General features: G+C 72.7%; 22 protein-coding genes. 8 read left to right on the top strand and 14 right to left on the bottom strand.

The features are described from left to right. Positions 1–59 precede the first annotated feature (59 nt). Complete coding sequence (disA, locus tag ACRWND_RS16005) at positions 60–1190, top strand: DNA integrity scanning diadenylate cyclase DisA (protein WP_431949751.1); 1131 nt, start codon at positions 60–62, stop codon at positions 1188–1190. Positions 1191–1272: 82 nt separating this feature from the next. Here the strand turns inward: disA and ACRWND_RS16000 are convergent, their stop codons facing one another. Continuing rightward, complete coding sequence (locus tag ACRWND_RS16000) at positions 1273–2151, bottom strand: hypothetical protein (RefSeq protein WP_431949749.1); 879 nt, start codon at positions 2149–2151, stop codon at positions 1273–1275. Between the two features lie 161 nt (positions 2152–2312). Between ACRWND_RS16000 and ACRWND_RS15995 the strand changes: the two genes are divergently transcribed. From ACRWND_RS15995 to ACRWND_RS15975, 5 genes are all read left to right on the top strand, one after another. Further along, positions 2313–3200 (top strand): A/G-specific adenine glycosylase, encoded by an 888-nt coding sequence (locus ACRWND_RS15995; RefSeq protein WP_431949747.1) that lies wholly within the window; start codon positions 2313–2315, stop codon positions 3198–3200. 428 nt (positions 3201–3628) lie between these two features. Continuing rightward, positions 3629–4198 (top strand): SigE family RNA polymerase sigma factor, encoded by a 570-nt coding sequence (locus ACRWND_RS15990; protein WP_431949745.1) that lies wholly within the window; start codon positions 3629–3631, stop codon positions 4196–4198. After that, positions 4183–4899 (top strand): hypothetical protein, encoded by a 717-nt coding sequence (locus ACRWND_RS15985; protein WP_431949743.1) that lies wholly within the window; start codon positions 4183–4185, stop codon positions 4897–4899. The genes ACRWND_RS15990 and ACRWND_RS15985 overlap by 16 nt, the downstream gene beginning before the upstream one ends. Continuing rightward, a complete protein-coding gene (cseB, locus tag ACRWND_RS15980) occupies positions 4892–5575 on the top strand; it encodes a two-component system response regulator CseB (protein ID WP_431949741.1) in 684 nt (227 codons plus the stop codon). The genes ACRWND_RS15985 and cseB overlap by 8 nt, the downstream gene beginning before the upstream one ends. Continuing rightward, the gene (locus tag ACRWND_RS15975) at positions 5496–6857 is read left to right on the top strand and encodes a sensor histidine kinase (RefSeq protein ID WP_431949739.1); all 1362 of its coding nucleotides are present in this window, start codon (positions 5496–5498) and stop codon (positions 6855–6857) included. Before cseB ends, ACRWND_RS15975 begins: the two co-directional genes overlap by 80 nt. Positions 6858–7008: 151 nt before the next feature. On the opposite strand, the gene ACRWND_RS15970 is transcribed toward ACRWND_RS15975, so the two are convergent. Continuing rightward, positions 7009–8553, bottom strand: a complete 1545-nt coding sequence (locus ACRWND_RS15970) for an MDR family MFS transporter (protein WP_431949737.1) — start codon at positions 8551–8553, stop codon at positions 7009–7011. Positions 8554–8674: 121 nt separating this feature from the next. On the opposite strand from ACRWND_RS15970, the gene ACRWND_RS15965 reads away from it, so the two are divergent. Next, on the top strand, positions 8675–9271 hold the full coding sequence (locus ACRWND_RS15965; RefSeq protein ID WP_431949735.1) for a TetR/AcrR family transcriptional regulator: 597 nt from the start codon (positions 8675–8677) through the stop codon (positions 9269–9271). Here the strand turns inward: ACRWND_RS15965 and ACRWND_RS15960 are convergent. Continuing rightward, positions 9241–9900 carry a M23 family metallopeptidase gene (locus tag ACRWND_RS15960; RefSeq protein WP_431949733.1) on the bottom strand — a complete coding sequence of 220 codons (660 nt, stop codon included), beginning with the start codon at positions 9898–9900 and terminating at the stop codon, positions 9241–9243. The genes ACRWND_RS15965 and ACRWND_RS15960 overlap by 31 nt on opposite strands. Before the next feature lie 762 nt (positions 9901–10662). Then, entirely contained in the window at positions 10663–13179 is a 2517-nt protein-coding gene (locus ACRWND_RS15955) for an ATP-dependent Clp protease ATP-binding subunit (RefSeq protein ID WP_431949731.1), read from the bottom strand. A gap of 460 nt (positions 13180–13639) precedes the next feature. Between ACRWND_RS15955 and ACRWND_RS15950 the strand changes: the two genes are divergently transcribed. After that, the gene (locus ACRWND_RS15950) at positions 13640–14149 is read left to right on the top strand and encodes an SCO3374 family protein (protein WP_431949729.1); all 510 of its coding nucleotides are present in this window, start codon (positions 13640–13642) and stop codon (positions 14147–14149) included. Here the strand turns inward: ACRWND_RS15950 and ACRWND_RS15945 are convergent. The 10 genes from ACRWND_RS15945 to ACRWND_RS15900 all read right to left on the bottom strand — a co-directional run bounded on the left by ACRWND_RS15945 (position 14080) and on the right by ACRWND_RS15900 (position 22205). Then, entirely contained in the window at positions 14080–14421 is a 342-nt protein-coding gene (locus ACRWND_RS15945; protein ID WP_431949728.1) for a histone-like nucleoid-structuring protein Lsr2, read from the bottom strand. The genes ACRWND_RS15950 and ACRWND_RS15945 overlap by 70 nt on opposite strands. A gap of 165 nt (positions 14422–14586) precedes the next feature. After that, positions 14587–15105, bottom strand: coding sequence for an amino-acid N-acetyltransferase (locus ACRWND_RS15940; protein WP_431949726.1), 519 nt, complete (start codon positions 15103–15105; stop codon positions 14587–14589). A gap of 9 nt (positions 15106–15114) precedes the next feature. Next, positions 15115–15519: a BlaI/MecI/CopY family transcriptional regulator gene (locus ACRWND_RS15935; protein WP_431949724.1), complete on the bottom strand. Its 405-nt coding sequence runs from the start codon at positions 15517–15519 to the stop codon at positions 15115–15117. A gap of 67 nt (positions 15520–15586) precedes the next feature. Beyond that, positions 15587–15772 carry a hypothetical protein gene (locus ACRWND_RS15930; protein ID WP_431949722.1) on the bottom strand — a complete coding sequence of 62 codons (186 nt, stop codon included), beginning with the start codon at positions 15770–15772 and terminating at the stop codon, positions 15587–15589. A gap of 309 nt (positions 15773–16081) precedes the next feature. Beyond that, the gene (locus ACRWND_RS15925; RefSeq protein ID WP_431949720.1) at positions 16082–16759 is read right to left on the bottom strand and encodes a hypothetical protein; all 678 of its coding nucleotides are present in this window, start codon (positions 16757–16759) and stop codon (positions 16082–16084) included. A gap of 128 nt (positions 16760–16887) precedes the next feature. Then, on the bottom strand, positions 16888–17685 hold the full coding sequence (locus ACRWND_RS15920) for a type III pantothenate kinase (protein WP_431949718.1): 798 nt from the start codon (positions 17683–17685) through the stop codon (positions 16888–16890). Next, the gene (gene nadC / locus ACRWND_RS15915; RefSeq protein WP_431949716.1) at positions 17685–18695 is read right to left on the bottom strand and encodes a carboxylating nicotinate-nucleotide diphosphorylase; all 1011 of its coding nucleotides are present in this window, start codon (positions 18693–18695) and stop codon (positions 17685–17687) included. Before nadC ends, ACRWND_RS15920 begins: the two co-directional genes overlap by 1 nt. Beyond that, positions 18692–20422, bottom strand: coding sequence for an L-aspartate oxidase (locus ACRWND_RS15910; protein WP_431949714.1), 1731 nt, complete (start codon positions 20420–20422; stop codon positions 18692–18694). Before ACRWND_RS15910 ends, nadC begins: the two co-directional genes overlap by 4 nt. After that, the gene (gene panC / locus ACRWND_RS15905) at positions 20419–21273 is read right to left on the bottom strand and encodes a pantoate--beta-alanine ligase (protein ID WP_431949712.1); all 855 of its coding nucleotides are present in this window, start codon (positions 21271–21273) and stop codon (positions 20419–20421) included. The genes ACRWND_RS15910 and panC overlap by 4 nt, the downstream gene beginning before the upstream one ends. Then, entirely contained in the window at positions 21270–22205 is a 936-nt protein-coding gene (locus ACRWND_RS15900) for a Rossmann-like and DUF2520 domain-containing protein (RefSeq protein ID WP_431949710.1), read from the bottom strand. Before ACRWND_RS15900 ends, panC begins: the two co-directional genes overlap by 4 nt. Positions 22206–22248 lie beyond the last annotated feature (43 nt).

The following is a 22248-nucleotide window of genomic DNA, read 5'->3' as shown; positions in this document are numbered from 1 at the left end:
GACGGTAAACTTTGCCCTGGTCTCGCCCATCCGGGCATCCGTACGACCGGAGGAGAGCAGTGGCAGCCAACGACCGGGCGGCAGCTCCCGGCAAGGCGTGGAGTCGCGAGGGCTCCGCCGGTGACGGCCTGATGCGCGCCTCCCTGAGCGCCGTGGCCCCCGGCACCGGCCTTCGGGACGGCCTCGAGCGGGTTCTGCGCGGCAACACCGGCGGCCTCATCGTGCTGGGCATGGACAAGACCGTCGAATCGCTGTGCACCGGCGGTTTCGTGCTGGACGTCGAGTTCAGCGCCACCAGGCTGCGCGAGCTGTGCAAGCTCGACGGCGCCCTCATCCTCGACCGGGACATCACCAAGATCGTGCGTGCCGGGGTCCAGCTGGTGCCGGACGCGGCGATCCCCACCGAGGAGACCGGCACCCGCCACCGCACCGCGCAGCGGGTCTCCATCCAGACCGGCTTCCCGGTGGTCTCCGTCAGCCAGTCGATGCGACTGATCGCCCTGTACGTGGGCGGGCAGCGCCGCGTCCTGGAGGACTCGGCGGCCATCCTCTCCCGCGCCAACCAGGCGCTGGCCACCCTGGAACGCTACAAGCTGCGCCTGGACGAGGTCGCGGGCACGCTCTCCGCCCTGGAGATCGAGGACCTGGTCACCGTCCGGGACGTCACGGCGGTCGCGCAGCGCCTGGAGATGGTGCGCCGGATCGCCACCGAGATCGCGGAGTACGTGGTCGAGCTGGGCACGGACGGCCGACTGCTCTCGCTGCAGCTGGACGAACTGATCGCGGGCGTCGAGCCCGAGCGCGAGCTGGTCGTCCGCGACTATGTGCCGGAGCCGACGGCCAAGCGCAGCCGTACGGTCACCGAGGCGCTCACCGAGCTGGACGCGCTGCCCCAGGGCGAGCTGCTCGAACTGCCGACCGTGGCGCGGGCGCTGGGGTATGCGGGCTCCCCGGAGGCGCTGGACTCCGCGGTGTCGCCGCGCGGGTACCGGCTGCTGGCGAAGGTGCCCCGGCTGCCGAACACGATCGTGGAGCGGCTGGTCGAGCACTTCGGCGGACTCCAGAAGCTGCTCGCCGCGAGCGTGGACGACCTGCAGACGGTCGACGGTGTCGGCGAGGCCCGGGCGCGGTCCGTCCGCGAGGGCCTCTCGCGCCTCGCCGAGTCCTCGATCCTGGAGCGCTACGTCTGAGCTCCGCCCGCGCGGGACGCCCGGCCGGACGCCCCGCGCCACACGCCCCGGGCGCAGGTGCCGGAGCCTCCCGGACGATCCCTCAGACGTTCTTCAGCACGAAGGACGTCTGCTTCGCCGAGCGGCCCGGCAGCTTCACCTCGAGCAGGTAGGTGCCGTAGGGGGCGCTGCGGCCCTTGGGAGCGGCGCACTTCGGAGAGCTCGTCCGGCGGTCCCACTCGACGTCGTACGAGGTCGAGCCGCCCGCCGGAACCTGCAGCAGGTACGGGGCCCGGCTCTTGGGGCAGTCGTCGCTCGCCCACACATGGCGGTCGTCGACGTCGGTGATGGTGAAGACCGCCGAGTCCGGGCCGACGTCGAGCTTGCAGGCGGTGGTGGAGGGGTTCGTCGCGGTCAGCGTGAACCGGGGCCGCTCGCCCGGCTCGTAGGCGTTGGCGGTGCTGCGCACGCTCAGCGAGACGCCCGGCCCGCAGTCCGGCAGCGAGGAGCCGGCGGGCAACGGCGCACCGCCGTCGCCGCCCACGGAACCGCCCGTGCCCGCGGCGCCCGAGGAGCCCGCCCCCGCGGCACCGGCCTGCGCGCCTCCTTCTGTGGCGCCTTCGGTGGCGCCTTCGGAGTCGCCGCCGGCGGCACCGGAGTCGGCGCCCTTCGAACTTCCCTCCGGGGAACCGGAGTCGCCGGAGCCGCCGTCCGCGGCCTCATCGCCGTCGTCGCCGCCACCGCCGACGGAACCACCCGGGCGGGTGCTGATGAGCGGTCCGCTGGCGGACGGACCGGGGGTGATGGACGGCACGGGTGAACGGCCGCCCGGCCCGTGGGCGCTGTTCCCTCCACCGTCGCGGAAGTTGACGGCCCATACGGCCAGGACGGTGAGCAGCGCGAGCAGGAGCAGCACAACCGCCCGTCGCCGCCAGTAGATGGAGGACGGGAGAGGTCCCACGGGATTGCGCACAGAGCCCACGCGCAAACCTTATGCGGTTTCCCTTGAATCGGACCAAGGCACGCGCGGCACACTGGCGACTTGTGTGATTGATCAGCAGATCTCCCCCGCGTTCCGGGGAGTTCCCCCACCCGGCCGCGCTGCCCGCCGTGACGGCCGCGGGACGTAGGATCGGAGGCGCTATGGACGACGAGCGCGACCACCACACGCTGCACACGCCCGTGATCGACTGGTTCGAGGACAACGCCCGGGACCTGCCGTGGCGCCGCCCCGAGGCGGGCGCGTGGGGCGTCATGGTCAGCGAGTTCATGCTGCAGCAGACCCCGGTCAGCCGGGTCCTGCCGGTGTACGGGCAGTGGCTGGAGCGCTGGCCGACGCCGGGCGACCTCGCGGCGGATCCCCCCGGCGAGGCGGTGCGCGCCTGGGGCCGGCTGGGCTATCCGCGCCGGGCGCTGCGGCTGCACGCCGCGGCGACCGCGATCGCCCATCAGCACGGCGGCCGGGTCCCCACGGACCACGCCGAGTTGCTGGCCCTCCCGGGGGTCGGCGAGTACACGGCCGCCGCGGTCGCCTCCTTCGCGTACGGGCAGCGGCACGCGGTGCTGGACACCAATGTGCGCCGGGTCCTCGCGCGCGCCGTGACCGGTGTGGAGTACCCGCCCAACGCCACCACCGCCGCTGAGCGCCGGATCGCCCACCGGATGCTCCCCGCCGACGAGGCCACCGCCGCCCGCTGGGCCGCGGCCACGATGGAACTGGGCGCCCTGATCTGCACGGCCCGCGGCCCCGAGTGCGCGCGCTGCCCGATCGCCGGGCAGTGCGCCTGGCGACTGGCCGGCTCCCCCGCGCATGACGGCCCGCCCCGCCGCGGCCAGACGTACGCGGGCACCGACCGCCAGGTCCGGGGCAGACTGCTGGCCGTGCTGCGCGAGGCCACGAAGCCGGTGCCGCAGTCCGCGCTGGACGCCGTGTGGCACGAGCCCGTCCAGCGCGCCCGGGCCCTGGACGGCCTGGTCGCCGACGGCCTGGTGGAACCGCTCGAGGGCGGTCTGTACCGGCTGCCCGGCTGATCGCGGCGGCGCCGCAGCGGCCGCCGCGCGTGCGCCGGGAAGAGGCCCGGCCACCGGGCTTGCGGGGAGCCGGGCCCTCGCGGTTCCGCCTGCGGTACCGCGACGCCCCGCTCCGACAATCATCAGCCGGTCCGGCCGCGTCCAGCGGGTGACCAGGAGGACGCTCCACGGCGCTCGCGCGCGCCCGCGGATCGCCGCCGCGGGTGGGGACGACCCCGGTGCGCAGGGCGGGGCGGCGGTGACCGCGTCCAGGGCGCCCGCATCGGAGGCGAGCCGCCCGAAGCCGGCCCCTCGGGCGGGCGGTCCCCGCCCGTTACACAACCGATGGATGGCTGTGGCTTCGCTGTGCGGCAGCGGTCGTCAAAGCCGGACATCCCCTCCGTAGCGTCAGCCGGGTCGTAATCGAGCGCGCCGGACGGAGGGACGCCATGGCGGCGAACGCCCAGGGGACAGCCCAGGTCATGGACTTCGAGGAGTACGTGCGGAACCGGCAGGAGGCCCTGCTGCGCAGTGCGCGGCGGCTGGTCCCGGACCCGATCGACGCCCAGGACCTCGTCCAGACCGCCCTGGCCCGCACCTACCCGCGCTGGGGGGACATCGCCGACAAGAAGCTGGCCGACGCCTACATGCGCCGCGTGATGATCAACACCCGGACGGAGTGGTGGCGCGCCCGCCGGCTGGAGGAGGTGCCCACCCCCGAGCTGCCGGAGCGCCTGGTCGACGACGGTGCCGAGCAGCGGGCCGACCGGGCGATGCTGGTGGACGCGCTCGGCAGGCTGGCCCCCAAGCAGCGCCAGGTGGTGCTGCTGCGCCACTACCGGCAGCTCAGCACGGAGGAGACGGCGCACGCGCTGGGCATGTCGGTGGGTACCGTGAAGAGCACACTGCACCGGGCGCTGGTGCGGCTGCGCGCCGAGCTGGAGCGGCAGAGCATCGGATACGGAAGGCCCGTGGAGCCCGCCACGGGCGGGACGGAGGGCGTGTGCGCCGCAGCGTAGTCCCGGTGGGCGCAGCCGCCGCAGCTGTCGCGGTGTGCGGGACGGTCGTCGCCGTGGCCGGCTGCCGCGACCCGGGCGGGGTCCGCGAGGAGGGCGCCGCCGCGCTCGCCTCCTCGGCCCGGCCGTCGCTGTCGGCCTCCGTGCAGGCCCCGAGCCGTCCGCCGGACCCCGGGCGGTCGGCGGACGTGACGCGGACGGCGGCGCCCCGGACGGCCGCGGACGTGGTGCACCTGGTGCAGCACGACCCGAAGGTGGCCCGGGACATCCGCGACAGCCTGACGGCCTGCCCCGGGCAGTCCCCGGCGGCCGCGTCCGCCGCGGAGGCCGCCCCGCGGGCCTCGGTGGACGCGTACCCGGTGGACCGCCGCGTGGGGCGGCTGACCGGCCGGGACGGCACGGACCTGGTGGTCAACATCTCGACCTGCGCCGACAATGTGGGCATCGGCAGCTACGTCTACCGGCGGGTGGACGGCGGGTACGTCAACGTCTTCGCCGACGAGCAGCCGCCCGTCTTCGCCGAGATCAGCGACGGCGCCCTGCAGGTCACCCACCAGGTGTACGGGCCGCAGGACCCGGTTTCCAACCCCTCGGGCGAGGACGTGACCACCTACCGCTGGAACGGCTTCCGCTTCGAGAAGGTCGCGTCCTCCCACCACGACTACCAGAGCGGCAAGAGCGCCAGGAGCGGCCCGCATGGCTGAGACGCACGTCCTGTTCGTCGAGGACGACGACGTGATCCGCGAGGCGACCACCCTGGCGCTGGAGCGGGACGGCTTCGATGTGACGGCGGTGCCGGACGGCCTGGCCGGGCTGGAGGCGTTCCGGGCGCGGCGACCGGACCTGGCGCTGCTGGACGTGATGGTGCCGGGCCTGGACGGGGTGAGCCTGTGCCGGCGCATCCGGGACGAGTCGACGGTGCCGGTGATCATGCTCTCGGCGCGGGCGGACGCGATCGACGTCGTCCTGGGCCTGGAGGCGGGCGCCGACGACTACGTCACCAAACCCTTCGACGGGGCGGTGCTGACCGCCCGCATGCGGGCGGTGCTGCGGCGCTTCCGGGTGGCCGCGGCCGACGAGCCCCCGGCGGGGACGGGGGTGCTGACCTTCGGGGATCTGAAGGTGGACCCGGAGGGGATGGAGGTGCGGCGCGCCGGTGAGCGGATCGCGCTGACGCCCACGGAGATGCGGCTGCTGCTGGAGTTCTCGGCGGCGCCGGGGACGGTGCTGTCCCGGGACCGGCTGCTGGAGAGGGTCTGGGACTACGAGTGGGGCGGCGACACCCGGGTGGTGGACGTCCATGTGCAGCGGCTGCGCGCGAAGATCGGGCAGGAGCGCATCGAGACGGTGCGCGGCTTCGGCTACAAGCTCAGGGCCTGAGGCCGTGGCCGCGCGTCCCGGGGGTACGGCCGCGGGGAGGGGCCGTACGCTGCCGCAGGTCGGGCTGCGCTGGAAGGTGTGCGCGGCGATCGCCGCGGTGTCGGCGCTGATCGCATTGGTGCTGAGCCTGGTCGTGCACAACGCGGCCCGGGCCAGCATGATCGACGACTCCCGCGACGTGCAGGACGAGCGGGTGCAGTTCGCCCAGCGGATCTACGAGTCGACCGGCCGGCTCACCATGGGCGCCCGGCTGGACGACCCGGCGCTGCCCGCGCCGTTGCGGCAGCCCGCCCGGGAGGGCAAGCGGGCCACGTACGTCTCCGATGACGGCGGCACGCCCGTGGTGTGGGCGCAGACCCCGCTGCCGGACGGCAGGATCCTGTCGATCCGGACCGCCTTCACCGACCGCTTCTCGGTCCTGGAGGACCTGGACCAGGCACTGGTCATCGGCTCGTCGGCGGTCGTCGTGGGCGGTACGGCGCTCGGTGTGCTCATCGGCGGGCAGTTGTCCCGGCGGCTGCGCAAGGCGGCCGAGGCGGCGGGCCGGGTGGCCGACGGGGAAACGGACGTACGGGTGCGCGACGCGATCGGAGGCCGGCTCCGCGACGAGACGGACGAGCTGGCGCGGGCGGTGGACGCCATGGCGGACGCCCTGGCCGGCCGGCTGGAGGCGGAGCGCCGGGTCACCGCGGACATCGCCCACGAGCTGCGCACCCCGGTGACGGGGCTGGTCACCGCTGCCGAGCTGCTGCCGCCGGGGCGCCCCTCGGAGCTGGTCAGGGACCGTGCTCAGGCGCTGCGCACACTCGTGGAGGACGTGCTGGAGGTCGCCCGGCTCGACGGCGCCGCCGAGCAGGCCGATCTGCAGGAGGTGGCGCTGGGAGCCTTCGTGCGGCGCAGGGTCGCGGCGGCGGCGCCCGGGGCGACCGTGGCCGTCCGCGGCGACGCCGTCGTCCGCACCGATCCGCGCCGGCTGGAGCGCGTTCTGGGCAACCTGCTGGCGAACGCCGTCCGGCACGGCAGGCCGCCCGTGGAGGTCACCGTCGACGGCCCGTGCGTGGAGGTCCGCGACCACGGCCCGGGCTTCCCCGAGGAGCTGCTGCGCGACGGCCCGAGCCGCTTCCGCACGGGCAGCAGCGACCGGGCCGGCAGCGGCCACGGCCTGGGCCTGACGATCGCTACCGGTCAGACCCGGGTCCTCGGCGCCCGCCTCGTCTTCCGCAATCTGCCGAAGGACCAGGGCGGCGGCGCGGCCGCCCGGCTGCTGCTGCCCCGCGCGTAGCCGCGGCAGGCGCGGGCGGGGGCGCCGGCCGGCCCGGAGCCCGGCCGTGCACCGCGGAGTGCCGGACCCCGCGCACGCGCGATGCCCGCACCAGCAGTCAAGAACGACTCCGGTGCGGGCACCTGCGGCGGATGGCGGGTGGGCCGCCGGCTCAGACCACCTCGACCGCGGCGACGGCCTCCTCGGTGCTGGGCGCGGTGGGCGCCGAGCGCAGCGGGATCTCCTTGACGAAGAAGGCGAGCAGGAAGCCGAGGACGCTGACGACGGCGCCCCACAGGAAGACGTGGTGCGAGCCGTCCGCGACGGCGTGGAGGTAGGCGTCCCTCACCGGCGGCGCGAGCTTGGCCAGGCCGGCCGGGTCCAGCTGGGCGGTGCCGGAGGTGGCGCCCGCGGCGGCCTCGCCGAGGCGCTCCGTCATGGTGTTCTGCACCTGGTGGGTGAAGATCGCGCCGAAGAGGGCGACGCCGAAGGAGCCGCCGATCGTCCGGAAGAGGGTGGAGGACGAGGAGCCCACGCCCATGTCCTTCATCTCGACGCTGTTCTGCGCGATGAGCATCGTGATCTGCATCAGGAAGCCCATGCCCGCGCCGAGCACGGCCATCCACACGCCCGAGACGAAGCGGGTGGTGCCGGTGTCCATCGTCGACAGCAGGTAGAGGCCGACGGTCATCAGGCCGCCGCCCACGATCGGGAAGATCTTGTACTTGCCCGTCTGGGTGGTGACCCGGCCGGCTATGAGCGAGACGACCATCATCGCCAGCAGCAGCGGCAGCAGGAGCAGACCGGAGTTGGTCGCGGAGGCGCCCTGGACGGTCTGCTGGTAGAGCGGCAGGAAGGTCATGGCGCCGAACATCACGAAGCCGACCAGGAAGCCGATCACCGAGATCAGCGAGAAGTTGCGGCTGTGGAAGATGTGCAGCGGGATGACCGGCTCCGCGACGCGGGTCTCCGCGTAGAGGAAGGCGGCCAGGGCGGCGACGCCCAGCACCAGCAGGCCCAGGATCTGGGGCGAGCCCCACGCGTACTGGTTGCCGCCCCAGGTGGTGAGCAGGACGAGCGAGGTGATGCCGACGGTGAGCAGCACCGTGCCGAGGTAGTCGATGCTCGTCTTGATGTTCTTCTTCGGCAGGTGCAGGACCGCCGAGATCATGAAGAGGGCGATCACACCGAGCGGGATGTTGATGTAGAAGCTCCACCGCCAGCCCCAGTTGTCGGTGATGGAGCCGCCGACGAGCGGGCCGCCGATCATGGCGACCGCCATGACGCCGGCCATCATGCCCTGGTACTTGCCGCGCTCGCGGGGCGGGATCAGGTCACCGATGATCGCCATGACGCCGACGATCAGACCGCCGGCGCCCAGGCCCTGCACGGCGCGGAAGGCGATCAGCTGGATCATGTCCTGCGCCATGCCGGACAGCGCCGACCCGATCAGGAAGATCACGATCGACGCCATGAAGATGCCCTTGCGGCCGTACAGGTCGCCGAGCTTGCCCCAGACCGGGGTGGAGGCGGCGGTGGCGAGCGTGTACGCGGTGACCACCCACGACAGGTGCTCCAGGCCGCCCAGCTCGCCCACGATGGTGGGCATCGCGGTGCCGATGATCATGTTGTCCAGCATCGCGAGCAGCATCGCGATCATGAGCCCGAACAACACCACGCGCACACTGCGCTGCGGGGTCTCGGCGGTCTCCGCCATCACAAGCTCCCCTACCTGTTTCTCTGCTTGTCTTTGCTTACCTGCCGCCCGGCTAGTTGCCTGGGGCACCCTGACAGTATGCGGCTTACTAGCCGGGCGTCAAGTAAGTTAAAGTTCGCCCATGGCAACGCCACACGCACGCAGAGGTGATACGCGACGCCGGATCCAGGACGTCGCGCTGGAGCTCTTCGCCGAGCGGGGGTACGAGAAGACCTCCCTGCGCGAGATCGCCGAGCATCTGGACGTGACGAAGGCGGCGCTGTACTACCACTTCAAGACCAAGGAGGACATCCTCAACAGCATCGTCGAGGACCTCGCCTCACCGGTCGACGAGCTGATCGCCTGGGCCGCGGAGCAGCCGCGCACCCTGGAGACCAAGCGTGAGGTGCTGCGCCGCTACGCGGACGCGCTGTGGGGCGCCGGCCCGCTCTTCCGCTTCATGCAGGAGAACCAGGCCACCGTCCGCGACCTCAGCATCGGCGAGACCTTCAAGACCAAACTGCTCGCCGTCCACTCCCTGCTCAGGGAGCCGGACGCGCCGCTGACCGACCAGGTGCGCTCGATCACGGCGGTCTTCGCGATGCACGCCGGGATGTTCGCGATGCAGACCCTCGAGGGCGACGACGAGGACAAGCGTGCCGCCCTCCTCGAGGTCGCACAGGAGCTGATCGCCCGGACGTACGAGGATCAGACCGACACGCCGCGAGCCCGCAGATAGGGCAGCGGGTTCACCGACGAGCCGTAGTACGGGGTCTTGCGGATCTCGAAGTGCAGGTGGGGGCCGGTGCTGTTGCCGGTGTCGCCGGACAGCGCGATCTGCTGGCCCTCCGCCACATGCCGGCCGACGCGCACCTGGATGCGCGACAGGTGGCCGTACTGCGAGTACATCCCGTTGGAGTGCCGGATCACGATGTTGTAGCCGTAGGCGCCGCCCCAGCCGGCCGTGACGACGGTGCCGGCGCTCACGGCGTGGACGCGGGTGCCGGTCGGCACGGCGAAGTCCTGGCCGGAGTGCCGGTGGGCCCAGTGGGCGCCGGCGCGCATGTAACCGGCGGACAGCCGGTACTTCGTGACCGGCACCGACCAGCCGCGGCCGCGCTGCCGCGGCGGCGTCGCGCGCGTGTGGCGGTCGGCCTGCGCGGCCTGCGCGGCGCGCTGCTGCACGGCGGCCTGCGCCCTGGTGACGTCCGCCAGCTTCCCGGCCGCGTTGAGGCCCAGCAGGCCCGCGTCCTGGGTCTGGGCCGCTGCCGTCCCGGCCGCACCGAGAGCCAGCGAGGCGCATACACCGACGGTGACGACGGCGCGACGGCCGCGGAGGACGGAGGCCGGGAACGTGGGCAGGCGCATTCGGGAATTACCTCGCGGAAATAGCCGGACAAGATGTCGCGGCGTGTTCGCCGCGATCCCTTGTTAACCCGGCATTCCGGCCCCGGACAAACCGTCCGGCCCCCTATCGCGCTTCGTAGAGGATGCCGCCCGAACCCTTCCGTGCCCGCTTGGGCCACGGGGGTTGGTCTCCTAAGGTGCTTCGTACGTGGCCTCCGTCACGTGGGTCACGTCACCCGGCACGGGACCAAAGGGAATTGCCCTTCGGGACTTGCGACCCGTGACGGGGGTCACACACGAAGGGCAATACGGGGCGCGCGCACTCGGAAAAGGAAAATCGCGGATTCGCGCATAGGGACAAGGAATTCCGCGCCATCCTGCCGCACGGCGGGCCGGTGACGCGCGTCGTGCGCTCGCCCTCACCGCTCGCCGCCCCTCTCACGCACGGGAAGGTCGAGGCTGACCGGGGTCGTGGACGCCGGCGGCGCGGTGGGGCGTCAGGGCGCCCTCATGTCCCCGGGCAGCCGGGGCCCGGGGAACGTCCTCAGGGGCGCTTCCGCGCAGCCCTGCGCCCGGCGGACGGCCCCACAGCCCGGCGGGCTGCCCGGAGCTCGCAGCGCCGCCCCGGCGCTCGTGCGGCACACCCCGGAGCCTGCAAGCCGGGCAGCCGCCGCGGGTGCACCGCACGGCCGTCCGGCACACGGGAGAACGCGAGAGAACGCGACGACCCCGCCCGCACATCGTGCGGACGGGGTCGGACCACGCTGCGGCGACGACCTGCGGTCACGCGTCCTTGCTGAGGTTCGGCCCGCCGGCCGCCTCCACCGGAGGCGCGTCGGCGACGGCCACCTTCTCCTCGCCGCGGAAGGTGAACTTGGTCTCCTCACCTTCGCCCTCAGTGCCCACGACCACGATGTGACCGGTGCGCAGCTCCCCGAAGAGGATCTTCTCGGAGAGCACGTCCTCGATCTCGCGCTGGATCGTCCGGCGCAGTGGCCGGGCGCCCAGGATCGGGTCGTAGCCCTTCTTGGCAAGCAGCTTCTTGGCCTCGGGGCTGAGCTCGATGCCCATGTCCTTGTCCCGGAGGCGCTCGTCCACCCGGGCGACCATGAGGTCGACGATCTGGATGATGTCTTCCTCGCTGAGCTGGTGGAAGACCACGATGTCGTCGACACGGTTCAGGAACTCGGGACGGAAGTGCTGCTTGAGCTCCTCGCCGACCTTGGCCTTCATCCGCTCGTACCCGGTCTTGACGTCACCCGCGGCGGCGAAGCCGAGGTTGAAGCCCTTGGAGATGTCCCGGGTGCCGAGGTTGGTCGTCATGATGATGACCGTGTTCTTGAAGTCCACGACCCGGCCCTGGGAGTCGGTCAGGCGACCGTCCTCCAGGATCTGCAGCAGGCTGTTGAAGATGTCCGGGTGGGCCTTCTCGACCTCGTCGAAGAGGACGACGGAGAACGGCTTGCGGCGCACCTTCTCGGTGAGCTGGCCGCCCTCCTCGTAGCCGACGTATCCGGGCGGGGAGCCGAAGAGCCGCGAGACGGTGTGCTTCTCGCTGAACTCGGACATGTCGAGCTGGATCAGCGCGTCCTCGTCGCCGAAGAGGAACTCGGCGAGCGTCTTGGAGAGCTCGGTCTTACCGACACCGGACGGGCCGGCGAAGATGAACGAGCCACCGGGGCGCTTGGGGTCCTTCAGGCCGGCGCGCGTACGGCGGATGGCCTGCGAGAGGGCCTTGATCGCGTCCTTCTGGCCGATGACGCGCTTGTGTAGCTCGTCCTCCATGCGCAGCAGACGCGAGGACTCCTCCTCGGTGAGCTTGAAGACCGGGATGCCCGTGGCCGTGGCCAGGACCTCGGCGATCAGCTCCTCGTCGACCTCGGCGACGACGTCCATGTCGCCGGCCTTCCACTCCTTCTCCCGCTTGGTCTTCGCGGAGAGCAGCTGCTTCTCCTTGTCGCGGAGGGAGGCGGCCTTCTCGAAGTCCTGCGAGTCGATCGCGGACTCCTTCTCCCGGCGCACGTCGGCGATCTTCTCGTCGAACTCGCGCAGGTCCGGCGGAGCGGTCATCCGGCGGATGCGCATCCGGGAGCCGGCCTCGTCGATCAGGTCGATCGCCTTGTCCGGCAGGAAGCGGTCCGAGATGTAGCGGTCGGCGAGGGTCGCCGCGGCCACCAGGGCGGCGTCCGTGATGGACACCCGGTGGTGGGCCTCGTAGCGGTCCCGCAGGCCCTTGAGGATCTCGATGGTGTGCGGCAGCGACGGCTCCGCTACCTGGATCGGCTGGAAGCGGCGCTCCAGGGCCGCGTCCTTCTCCAGGTGCTTGCGGTACTCGTCGAGCGTGGTGGCGCCGATGGTCTGCAGCTCGCCGCGGGCGAGCATCGGCTTGAGGATCGAGGCGGCGTCGATCGCGCCCTCGGCCGCGCCCGCACCCACCAGGGTGTGGAGCTCGTCGATGAACAGGATGATGTCGCCGCGGGTGCGGATCTCCTTGAGCACCTTCTTCAGGCGCTCCTCGAAGTCACCGCGGTAGCGGGAGCCGGCCACCAGGGCGCCGAGGTCCAGGGTGTAGAGCTGCTTGTCCTTCAGCGTCTCCGGGACCTCGCCCTTGACGATCGCCTGGGCCAGGCCCTCGACGACGGCGGTCTTGCCGACGCCGGGCTCGCCGATGAGGACGGGGTTGTTCTTGGTGCGGCGCGACAGCACCTGCATCACGCGCTCGATCTCCTTCTCGCGCCCGATGACGGGGTCGAGCTTGGTCTCACGAGCGGCCTGCGTGAGGTTGCGGCCGAACTGGTCCAGGACGAGCGAGGTCGAGGGGGTGCCCTCGGCCGGACCGCCGGCGGTGGCGGCCTCCTTGCCCTGGTAGCCGGAGAGCAGCTGGATGACCTGCTGCCGCACCCGGTTGAGATCGGCGCCCAGCTTCACGAGGACCTGGGCCGCGACGCCCTCGCCCTCGCGGATCAGGCCGAGCAGGATGTGCTCGGTGCCGATGTAGTTGTGGCCGAGCTGGAGGGCCTCGCGGAGCGACAGCTCCAGGACCTTCTTGGCCCGGGGGGTGAAGGGGATGTGGCCGGACGGGGCCTGCTGCCCCTGTCCGATGATCTCCTCGACCTGCTGGCGGACCGCCTCGAGCGAAATCCCGAGGCTCTCCAGGGCCTTAGCGGCGACACCCTCACCCTCGTGGATAAGGCCCAGGAGGATGTGCTCGGTGCCGATGTAGTTGTGGTTGAGCATCCGGGCTTCTTCCTGAGCCAGGACGACAACCCGCCGCGCGCGGTCGGTGAACCTCTCGAACATCGTTAATCGCTCCTCAGAGCGGTCGGGCAGTTAGGGGCGTGTCCCCTCCCTGTCCTTCCGCATGCTAGTCCCGCACAGCGGGGCAGCTCACTTCAACCGTCGACACCTTGCGAGGTCGTTAACCCCCCGCGCCGTCGACAACAGCCTCAACCCGATGGTGCGAGACGATGTTCCCGCAGGCCAGGCGGATAGCCTTTTATCCAGTACGCCGAGGGCGAACGCGCCGCCTGTCCGACATGGCCGTCGTCCGTTCCCACTGGGTATTTCTTACCCGCCCGCACGGACAGTCCATGCCAGGACCGCGCCCGATGTCTGCTACGGGCGAACAGACTTGCGTCCGGCGGATTCACGGAAAGTGACGGGAGGCCGCCCGTCGGGCACTCCCGGTGACCCGGCTCGTAACCCGGGACGCAGCGACCGCGTTGCGCAGGTCATGCAGCCCTCATGGGACCCGGCGGCCGTGGCCCCTGATCCGGCCCTGGAACACGCGGACGCCCTCGACGTCCCCGCGGCGGCGGGGCACGAGGTGCTCTGCCGCTTCCCGGCGCCCCGCACGGGACCGGTCGCCCTGGCGGGGCACCGGATGCGGTTCTTCGTCGCCCCGGGCAGCGCCGATGAGGTGCCCGGCCTGCTGGAATGGCTGGAATGGAGCGGCGTCCCGCTCGACCTCGTCCCGCTGCGCGGTCCTGAGGCCGCCTGCGGCTCCCCGGCGTGGCTCCGGCCGCCCGTGGACGGCGGGGGCCGCGCCGGCGCGCCGCTGCACCTGCCCTCGATGACGCTCGGCACGCAGCCCGGCCCTACGGCGGACGGACGCTTCGAGGGGACCGTGGGCCTTGCGGCCCTGGTCTCCGCGCTCGCGACCGCCTGCCATCGGGTCCGGCTGCGCGTCGCCCGGACCGATCAGCTGTGCGCCTTCTCGTACGCCTCACGGATCTGCGCGGGCACGCGGCCGCGGTCGTTGACCTCGTAGCCCTCTTCCTTGGCCCACGCGCGGATCTTCGCGGTGTCCTGGCTCGCGGCACCCCCGCGGGATGCCGCCTTGGCGGCGCGGCCCCGGCCCGCGCGGCCACCGGTGCGGCGGCCGTTGTCCACGTACGGGGCGAGGAGACCGCGCAGCTTGTCGGCGTTGTCGGTGGTGAGGTCGATCTCGTACGTCACTCCATCGAGTGCGAACGTTACGGTCTCATCCGCCTCGCCGCCGTCGAGGTCGTCAACAAGAAGGACCTGAACCTTCTGTGCCACCGGCTTCCCTTTCATCGAATACGGATTACCGGTAAAATCAAAGCGCTTTTTCCCGGAAAACTCAAACCCCTTGCCCGAACTCCTGCCGGGCCGGTGGGCAACGCCCCGGTCTTCAGCGGAACGTTTCGGACATACTGTTGTGCCGGGCGGACACCGTGGGCAGGCTCACAGATGCAACAGCATCCGGCTGTTGCCCAAGGTGTTGGGTTTCACTCGTTCGAGGTCGAGGAACTCGGCAACGCCCTCGTCCTTTGACCGCAGCAGCTCACCGTAGACATCCCCGTCGACCGGCGTCTCGCCGATCTCGACGAAGCCGTGCTTCGCGAAGAAGTCCACTTCGAAGGTGAGGCAGAAAATTCGCCGCACTCCCAGCCGGCGTGCGGTCTGCAGCAGCTTCTCCAGGACGAGATGCCCGACGCCCATGCCGTGCCGCTCCGGATCGACCGCGAGAGTGCGCACCTCGGCGAGGTCCTCCCACATCACGTGCAGTGCGCCGCAGCCCACCACCTCGGCGTCGCGGTCGTGTTCCGCGACCCAGAACTCCTGGATGTCCTCGTAAAGCGTGACCGTCGGCTTGTCGAGCAGGATGCCCTGGCGGACATAGGCGTCGAGCAGTCGCCGGACAGCGGGCACGTCGGACGTCCGGGCCCGGCGGATGGTGACCTCATTTGATGCGGCGGGCATGTGGGGACGCTATCGCCCGGCCGATCCGCCCGTCTCCCCGGGGTCACCCGGATCAGCGGATTGCACCACACGCATTGCGTCGCGGAGCGCTTCTCGCTGTTCCGCCGACATCTTGCCGAAGAAGGCGACAAGCGCCGCCGCGGGGTTGTCGCTGGCGGCCCACGCCTCATGCATGAGTGCCGCCGAGTAAGCGGCGCGAGTGGATACCGCCTCATAGCGATAGGCGCGGCCTTCGGCTTCCCGGCGGAGCCAGCCCTTCTGATGGAGGTTGTCCATCACGGTCATGACCGTCGTGTACGCGATCGAGCGCTCCCGGCGGAGATCCTCCAGCACCTCTCGCACCGTCACCGGGCGGTTCCAGCGCCACACCCGGGTCATCACGGCGTCTTCGAGGTCTCCCAATGGGCGGGGCACAGCCGAATACTAGCCCGAATACGGGTCCCCGACGGGTGCAATGTCCGAAATGCCGAAGACGGCGGCGTCAGGCCGGGCGCTCGGCGCCGCCCGGACGCCGGGCCGGGGGCTGCCCGCCGGACAGCGCGGCGTCGACCGCCGCGTCCTCCTTGGCCTTGTTGGCCCCGCCCTGGCTCCTGATCAGCGTCCGGATGAGGAAGGTGAACGCGATGGCCATCACGGTGGGGGGCACGAGCGCGGAGACGTAGTCCATGGCACCAGAGTAGCCACGCCCTCCGCCGCCCCCTGCGGCGGACCACCCGAAGGGTCGCCCGCATGGGCACCGGCCCGCGGCAGTGCCCCCTGCGCCGCGCCCCGGGCCGGCCGTCCCGCCCCGCCGGGGGCGCTCACGCCACCCTTCCGGCCCCCGGGACGGGCCGCTGTCCGGGGCCGCCCGGGACGCGTCGCCGCGAGGGCCGCCGCGACGGGCGGCGCGGCGCGGGACGCACGGGAGACGCCAGGGACGCAACTGAGACGCCGCGGGAAGGACCCGCGGCGTCTTCGGGTGGTGCGGTGGACGGCCTCAGCCCGTGGCGCGCTCCTCGTGCGGCGGCGGGGTGCGGCGGCGCGGCGGGAAGATCTCGGCCGGGGTGGGCACCTTGCGCTTCGGCTCGCCCGGCTCGGGGGCCGCCGGGTCGGCCGGCGGCGGTGCCTTCGGCTCAGGCTTCGGACCGGGCTTGGGGTCGTCGGACGCGGATCGCCCCCCGGGCAGCGCGCGCAGCCGCGCCCTGCCGGAGGGAAGCGTGCCGCACGGCTGCGCGGGAGCGGGGATGCGGGCCTCCAGGCGGGCGCGCACGTCCAGTTCCGCCAGGTGCTCGCAGCGGCGCAGCACGGCGCGCCTGCGGTGCGCCTCGGCGTCCGTGCACGGAGCGTCGTGCAGTCGGCGCAGCGCGGCGAGGTCGTCGGGCAGGGGCACGTACCCCATGTCGAGCGCCGCCGTCAGCCGCTCGAGGTAGCCGGCGGCACTGCCCGGCAGCGCCTCCCGGTAGCGGCCGAGTTCCGCGAGCTGGAAGGTCCGCAGCCGCCCGCCCTCGCGGGCCGCCTCGTCGACGTCCTCGGCGAGGCGCAGATAGTCCCTGACCTCGTCGGGGGTGGGGATCATGGTGCTGGACTGGAGGGCCGCTGAGAGGGCGCGCCGGAGCACGCGCAGTTCATCCGCGCTGAACGCCATTCCGCCTCGGGACCCGTGTGGCGTGGGCATGGTCCGACTTTACGTACTAAGCGGACAAAATACGCGTAACCAGATATGCCCGGGCGTGCCGCACACGCCCCGCCCGTCTGCCGGTCCCGGCGTCGCCCGGGCGTCGCGCCGTGAGGGGCGCCGGGGTGTCAGGACGTCGAGACGTTCCGCTCGTAGACCAGCCGGAGGCCTATCAGGGTCAGCCAGGGCTCGTGGGCGTCGATCACGGCCGACTCCCCCAGCACCAGCGGCGCCAGGCCGCCGGTGGCGATGACCGTGACGTCGTCCGGGTCGTCGGCGAGCTCCCGTGCCATCCGCTCGGCCACACCGTCGACCTGGCCGGCGAAGCCGTACAGGATGCCGGACTGCATGGCCTCGATGGTGTTCTTGCCGATGACGCTGCGCGGGCGGGTCAGCTCCACCTTGCGCAGCTGGGCCCCGCGGGCGCCCAGGGCGTCCACCGAGATCTCGATGCCGGGGGCGATGGCGCCTCCCGCGTACTCGCCGCGCGCCGTGACCGCGTCGAAGGTGGTGGCCGTGCCGAAGTCGACCACGATGCACGGCCCGCCGTACAGGTGCACGGCGGCCAAGGAGTTGATGATCCGGTCGGAGCCGACCTCCTTGGGGTTGTCGGTCAGCACCGGGACACCGGTCTTCACGCCGGGCTCCACCAGCACCGCGGGCACGTCGCCGTAGTAACGGCGCGTCACCTCGCGCAGCTCGTGCAGCACGGAGGGGACGGTCGAGCAGATGGCGATGCCGTGGATGTTGTCGCCCAGTTCCACGCCGAGCAGCGGATGCATGCCCATCAGGCCCTGCATGAGGACGGCCATCTCGTCCGCGGTGCGGCGCGGGTCGGTCGAGACCCGCCAGTGCTCGACGATCTCCTCCCCGTCGAACAGCCCGAGAACGGTGTGGGTGTTGCCGACGTCGATGGTGAGCAGCATCAGTCCCGCTCCGGCCCCTCGGACCGCAGGTCCAGTCCGATGTCGAGGATCGGCGAGGAGTGCGTCAGGGCGCCCACGGCCAGGAAGTCCACGCCGGTCGCCGCGTAGGCGCCGGCGTTGTCCAGGGTGAGCCGGCCGGAGGACTCCAGCAGGGCGCGGCCCGCGACGAGGGCTACCGCCTTCTCCGTCTCGGCGGGGGTGAAGTTGTCCAGCAGGATCAGGTCGGCGCCCGCCTCCAGGACCTCGCCGACCTGCTGCAGGGTGTCGACCTCGACCTCGATCGCCAGATCGGGGAACTCGTCGCGGACGGCCTTGAAGGCGGCCGCCACGCCGCCCGCGGCGACCACGTGGTTGTCCTTCACCAGAGCGGCGTCCGACAGCGACATGCGGTGGTTGACGCCGCCGCCGCAGCGGACCGCGTACTTCTCCAGCGCCCGCAGGCCCGGAGTCGTCTTGCGGGTGTCGCGGACCTTCGCCTTGGTGCCCTCCAGCGCGTCGGCCCAGCGGCGCGTGGCGGTGGCGATCCCGGACAGCCGGCACAGCAGGTTGAGCGCGCTGCGCTCCGCGGTCAGCAGGTCCCTCGTACGGGTGCGCACCGTGAGCAGCACCTGCCCGGCCTCGACCCGGTCGCCGTCCTCGACGTGCCGTTCGACCTCGAACTCGTCGGTGCAGACGATGGACAGGACCGCCTCGGCGACCCGCAGCCCGGCGACCACGCCGGCCTCCCGCGCGGTGAAGTCGCCGGTGGCCGTGGCGTCCTCGGGGATGGTGGCCACCGTGGTGACGTCCACCCCGCCGTCCAGGTCCTCCTCGATGGCCAGGTGCGCGACGTCCTCGACCAGGACCGGGTCCAGCCCGGCGTCGACGAGGAGCCGCGCCAGGTCGGGGTCGAGACCGCACTCGTTCGGGTCGTGCGCGTACTCCGCGCCGGAACCGCAGCCGCAGCCGTCGCCGCAGCCACCGCCGCCGGCGCCGCCGATCTGCAGGAGGGGGAGGTCGGGCGTGCTCATCGCTGGGGCTCCGTTCGAGGACGGGTGGTGGGGAAGTCCGCTGTGGGGGTGGTGCGGATGGTGAGACTAGTGGGTGCGGCGGGCAGCCCCGCACCACCGGAGGGCAGGTGGACGACGATGTGCCGGCGCCAGTGCGCGTCGTCGCGTTCGGGCCGGTCCTCGCGCCAGTGGCAGCCGCGGGTCTCCTCACGGCGGCGGGCCGCCTCGACCAGCACCCGGGCGACCAGGCACAGGTTGGTCGCCTCCCAGGTCTCCACGCAGGGCTCGGCCGTCTTGCCGTCGCGCTCGAGCAGCTCCTCGGCGTCGGCGTACATCCGGCTCAGTGCCTCCGCCGCGCCCTCGAGGCTCCGCTCGCTCCGCAGCACCCCCGCGCCGCGCGTCATGGTCCGCTGGATCGCGAAGCGCGCCTCGGAGGGCAGCAGCGGGGAGCGGCCCGGCTCCGGGAACACGGCGGGGCCGGGGGCGGCGGGGTGCTCGGCGATGTCCGCGGCGATGCGCTCGGCGAAGACGAGCCCCTCCAGGAGGGAGTTGGACGCCAGCCGGTTGGCGCCGTGCACGCCCGTGCAGGCGACCTCGCCGCACGCGTACAGGCCCGGCACCGTGGTGCGGCCGTGCAGGTCGGTGCGCACCCCGCCGGATGCGTAGTGCGCGGCGGGGGCCACCGGGACGGGCTGCGTGACCGGGTCGATGCCGTTGGCGCGGCACGCGGCCAGGATCGTGGGGAAGCGGTGCTCCCACATCTGCGCGCCGAAGTGCCTGCCGTCCAGGTACATGTGCTCGGCGCCGGTCTCCTGCATGCGGCGCATGATGCCCTTGGCAACGATGTCGCGCGGCGCCAGTTCGGCCAGCTCGTGCTGCCCCTGCATGAAGCGCACCCCGTCGGCGTCCACGAGGTACGCGCCCTCCCCGCGCACGGCCTCGGAGACCAGCGGCTGCTGGCCCTCCGCGTCCGGGCCGAGGAAGAGCACCGTCGGGTGGAACTGCACGAACTCCAGGTCCGAGACCTCCGCCCCGGCACGCAGCGCCAGCGCCACCCCGTCGCCCGTGGACACCGCCGGGTTGGTCGTGGCCGAGAAGACCTGCCCCATGCCGCCGGTGGCCAGCACCACGGCCCCGGCCCGCACGGCGCCGACGCCGTCGCGCTGGCCCTCGCCCATGACGTGCAGGGTGACGCCCGCGGCCCGGCCCTCGGCGTCGGTCAGCAGATCCAGCACGAGCGCGTTCTCGATGAACTCGATCCGCGCCGCGCGCACGGCCTCGATCAGCGCCCGGGAGATCTCCGCGCCCGTCGCGTCGCCACCCGCGTGGGCGATGCGGCGGCGGTGGTGGCCGCCCTCCCGGGTCAGCAGGATCTCGCCCGTCGCCTCGCTGGTGTCGAACTGCGCGCCCGTAGCGATCAGCCGGCGGACGGCGTCGGGGCCCTCGGTGACCAGGGTGCGCACGGCCTCCTCGTCGCAGAGTCCGGCACCCGCCACAAGGGTGTCGTCCAGGTGCTGCTCCGGGGTGTCGCCCTCGCCGAGGGCGGCGGCGATGCCGCCCTGCGCCCAGCGCGTGGAGCCGTCGTCCAGCCGGGCCTTGGTGACGACGGTGACCCTGGCGCCCTGCGCGGCGCAGCGCAACGCGACCGTCAACCCGGCGACGCCGGACCCGACGACCACCACGTCCGCCTCGTGCTCCCAGCCGGGCGCGGGGGCGTGCAGCCGTATGCCAGTACCTGTGCCGCTCATCGGCGGGCTCCGAACTCCAGGGGGATGTTGTCGATCAGCCGGGTCGTGCCGACCCTGGCGGCGACGGCGAGTACCGCCGGCCCGGTGTGGCCGGGGGCCGCCTCGGTGAAGTCGCCCGGGTCGATCAGGGCGAGGTAGTCCACCGCCAGGCCGTCCTCCTTCTCCAGCACGGTCCGCGCCGCCGTCCGCACGGCGTCCGGCCCGCCGTCCAGCGCGTCGCGCCCGGCGAACAGGGCGCGGGAGAGCGCGAGGGCGGTCTCCCGGTCGCCGGCGGAGAGGTAGCGGTTGCGGCTGGACATGGCCAAGCCGTCCGGCTCGCGGACGGTGGGCACGCCGACGATCTCGACCGGGAAGTCCAGGTCCGTCACCATGCGGCGGATGAGGGCCAGTTGCTGGGCGTCCTTCTGGCCGTAGAAGGCGACGTCCGGCCGGGTCAGGTGGAGCAGCTTGGCGACGACGGTCAGCATGCCGTCGAAGTGGCCGGGGCGGGAGGCGCCTTCGTAGCCTTCTCCCATCGGCCCGGCGCTGATCCGCACCAGCGGCTGCCCGCCGGGGTAGACCTCCTCGACGGAGGGCGCGAAGACGATGTCGGCGCCGGCCCGCCCGGCGATCTCGACGTCGGCCTCGAGGGTGCGCGGGTAGCGGTCGAAGTCCTCGTTCGGGCCGAACTGCAGGGGATTGACGAACACGGTGGCGACGACCGTGCAATCCCCCACCCGCCCACGGGCCGTCCGCACCAGCGTGGCGTGACCCTCGTGCAGCGCGCCCATCGTCATGACGACGCCGACCTCGCCGGGCCGGCCCTCGACGGCCTCCCGCAGCTCCCGAGCGGTGTGCACCAGCCTCGTCATCGTGCTCCCCCCTCGCCGCCGTCCGCCAGAACGCCCAGCAGCGCCTCCGCGAACTCCGCCTTCAGCATTCCGCCCGCCAGCGCGCGGTCCGCCGTGGCGCGGGCCATCGCGACGTACGGGGGCACCATCTCCGGGGCGTGCCGGCGCAGCTCCGCCAGGTGCGCCGCGACCGTGCCCGCGTCGCCGCGGGCGACCGGACCGGTCAGGGCCGCGTCACCGGAGCGCAGGGCGTTGTCCAGGGCCGCGCCGAGCAGGGGGCCCAGCATGCGGCCGGGCTCGGCGACGCCGGAGGCCCGCAGCAGCTCCATGGACTGGGCGACCAGGGTCACCAGGTGGTTCGCGCCGATCGCCAGGCCCGCGTGGTACAGCGGGCGCGCCGACTCCTCGATCCACTCGGGCTCGCCGCCCATCTCGATCACGAGGGCCTCCGCCGCCATGCGCAGCTCCGCGGGGGCCGTGACGCCGAAGGAGCAGCCGGCCAGCCGCTGCACGTCGACGGAGGTGCCGGTGAAGGTCATCGCGGGGTGCAGGGCCAGCGGCAGGGCGCCCACGCGCAGCGCCGGCTCCAGCACGCCGGCGCCGTACCGGCCCGAGGTGTGCACCAGCAGTTGGCCCGGCCGCACGGCCCCGGTCTCGGCGAGGCCGGCCACCAGGCCCGGCAGCGCGTCGTCCGGCACGGTCAGCAGGACGAGCTCGGAGCGCGCCAGCACCTCGGCCGGCTCCACGAGCGGGACGTCGGGCAGCAGGGCGGCCGCGCGGCGCCGTGAGGCGTCGGACACACCCGACGCCGCGACCGGGTGATGCCCGGCCAGCCTCAGCGCGGCCGCGAGCGCGGGACCGACCCGCCCCGCGCCGACGACGCCGACCGTGAGCCGCGCGGGGCGGGCCTCCACGTCGGGGGGCAGGGGCCCCGGGGTGTGCGATGCGTTCACGCTGCGCTGGCCTTCCGTTCCAGTCCTCACGGGGGTACCGGAC

Origin of the sequence: Actinacidiphila sp. bgisy167 (assembly GCF_965342175.1) — a bacterium.
Taxonomy (GTDB): domain Bacteria; phylum Actinomycetota; class Actinomycetes; order Streptomycetales; family Streptomycetaceae; genus Actinacidiphila.
Note: the sequence above shows the minus strand (reverse complement) of the source record. Positions and strands in the feature narration are given on the sequence as shown.

Coding starts and splice junctions, on each gene's coding strand:
- ACRWND_RS15995 (WP_431949747.1), top strand. CDS start 2,313: ATGGACGACGAGCGCGACCACCACACGCTGCACACGCCCGTGATCGAC.
- ACRWND_RS15990 (WP_431949745.1), top strand. CDS start 3,629: ATGGCGGCGAACGCCCAGGGGACAGCCCAGGTCATGGACTTCGAGGAG.
- cseB (WP_431949741.1), top strand. CDS start 4,892: ATGGCTGAGACGCACGTCCTGTTCGTCGAGGACGACGACGTGATCCGC.
- ACRWND_RS15975 (WP_431949739.1), top strand. CDS start 5,496: ATGTGCAGCGGCTGCGCGCGAAGATCGGGCAGGAGCGCATCGAGACGG.
- ACRWND_RS15970 (WP_431949737.1), bottom strand. CDS start 8,553: ATGGCGGAGACCGCCGAGACCCCGCAGCGCAGTGTGCGCGTGGTGTTG.
- ACRWND_RS15965 (WP_431949735.1), top strand. CDS start 8,675: ATGGCAACGCCACACGCACGCAGAGGTGATACGCGACGCCGGATCCAG.
- ACRWND_RS15960 (WP_431949733.1), bottom strand. CDS start 9,900: ATGCGCCTGCCCACGTTCCCGGCCTCCGTCCTCCGCGGCCGTCGCGCC.
- ACRWND_RS15955 (WP_431949731.1), bottom strand. CDS start 13,179: ATGTTCGAGAGGTTCACCGACCGCGCGCGGCGGGTTGTCGTCCTGGCT.
- ACRWND_RS15940 (WP_431949726.1), bottom strand. CDS start 15,105: ATGCCCGCCGCATCAAATGAGGTCACCATCCGCCGGGCCCGGACGTCC.
- ACRWND_RS15930 (WP_431949722.1), bottom strand. CDS start 15,772: ATGGACTACGTCTCCGCGCTCGTGCCCCCCACCGTGATGGCCATCGCG.
- ACRWND_RS15925 (WP_431949720.1), bottom strand. CDS start 16,759: ATGCCCACGCCACACGGGTCCCGAGGCGGAATGGCGTTCAGCGCGGAT.
- ACRWND_RS15920 (WP_431949718.1), bottom strand. CDS start 17,685: ATGCTGCTCACCATCGACGTCGGCAACACCCACACCGTTCTCGGGCTG.
- nadC (WP_431949716.1), bottom strand. CDS start 18,695: ATGAGCACGCCCGACCTCCCCCTCCTGCAGATCGGCGGCGCCGGCGGC.
- ACRWND_RS15910 (WP_431949714.1), bottom strand. CDS start 20,422: ATGAGCGGCACAGGTACTGGCATACGGCTGCACGCCCCCGCGCCCGGC.
- panC (WP_431949712.1), bottom strand. CDS start 21,273: ATGACGAGGCTGGTGCACACCGCTCGGGAGCTGCGGGAGGCCGTCGAG.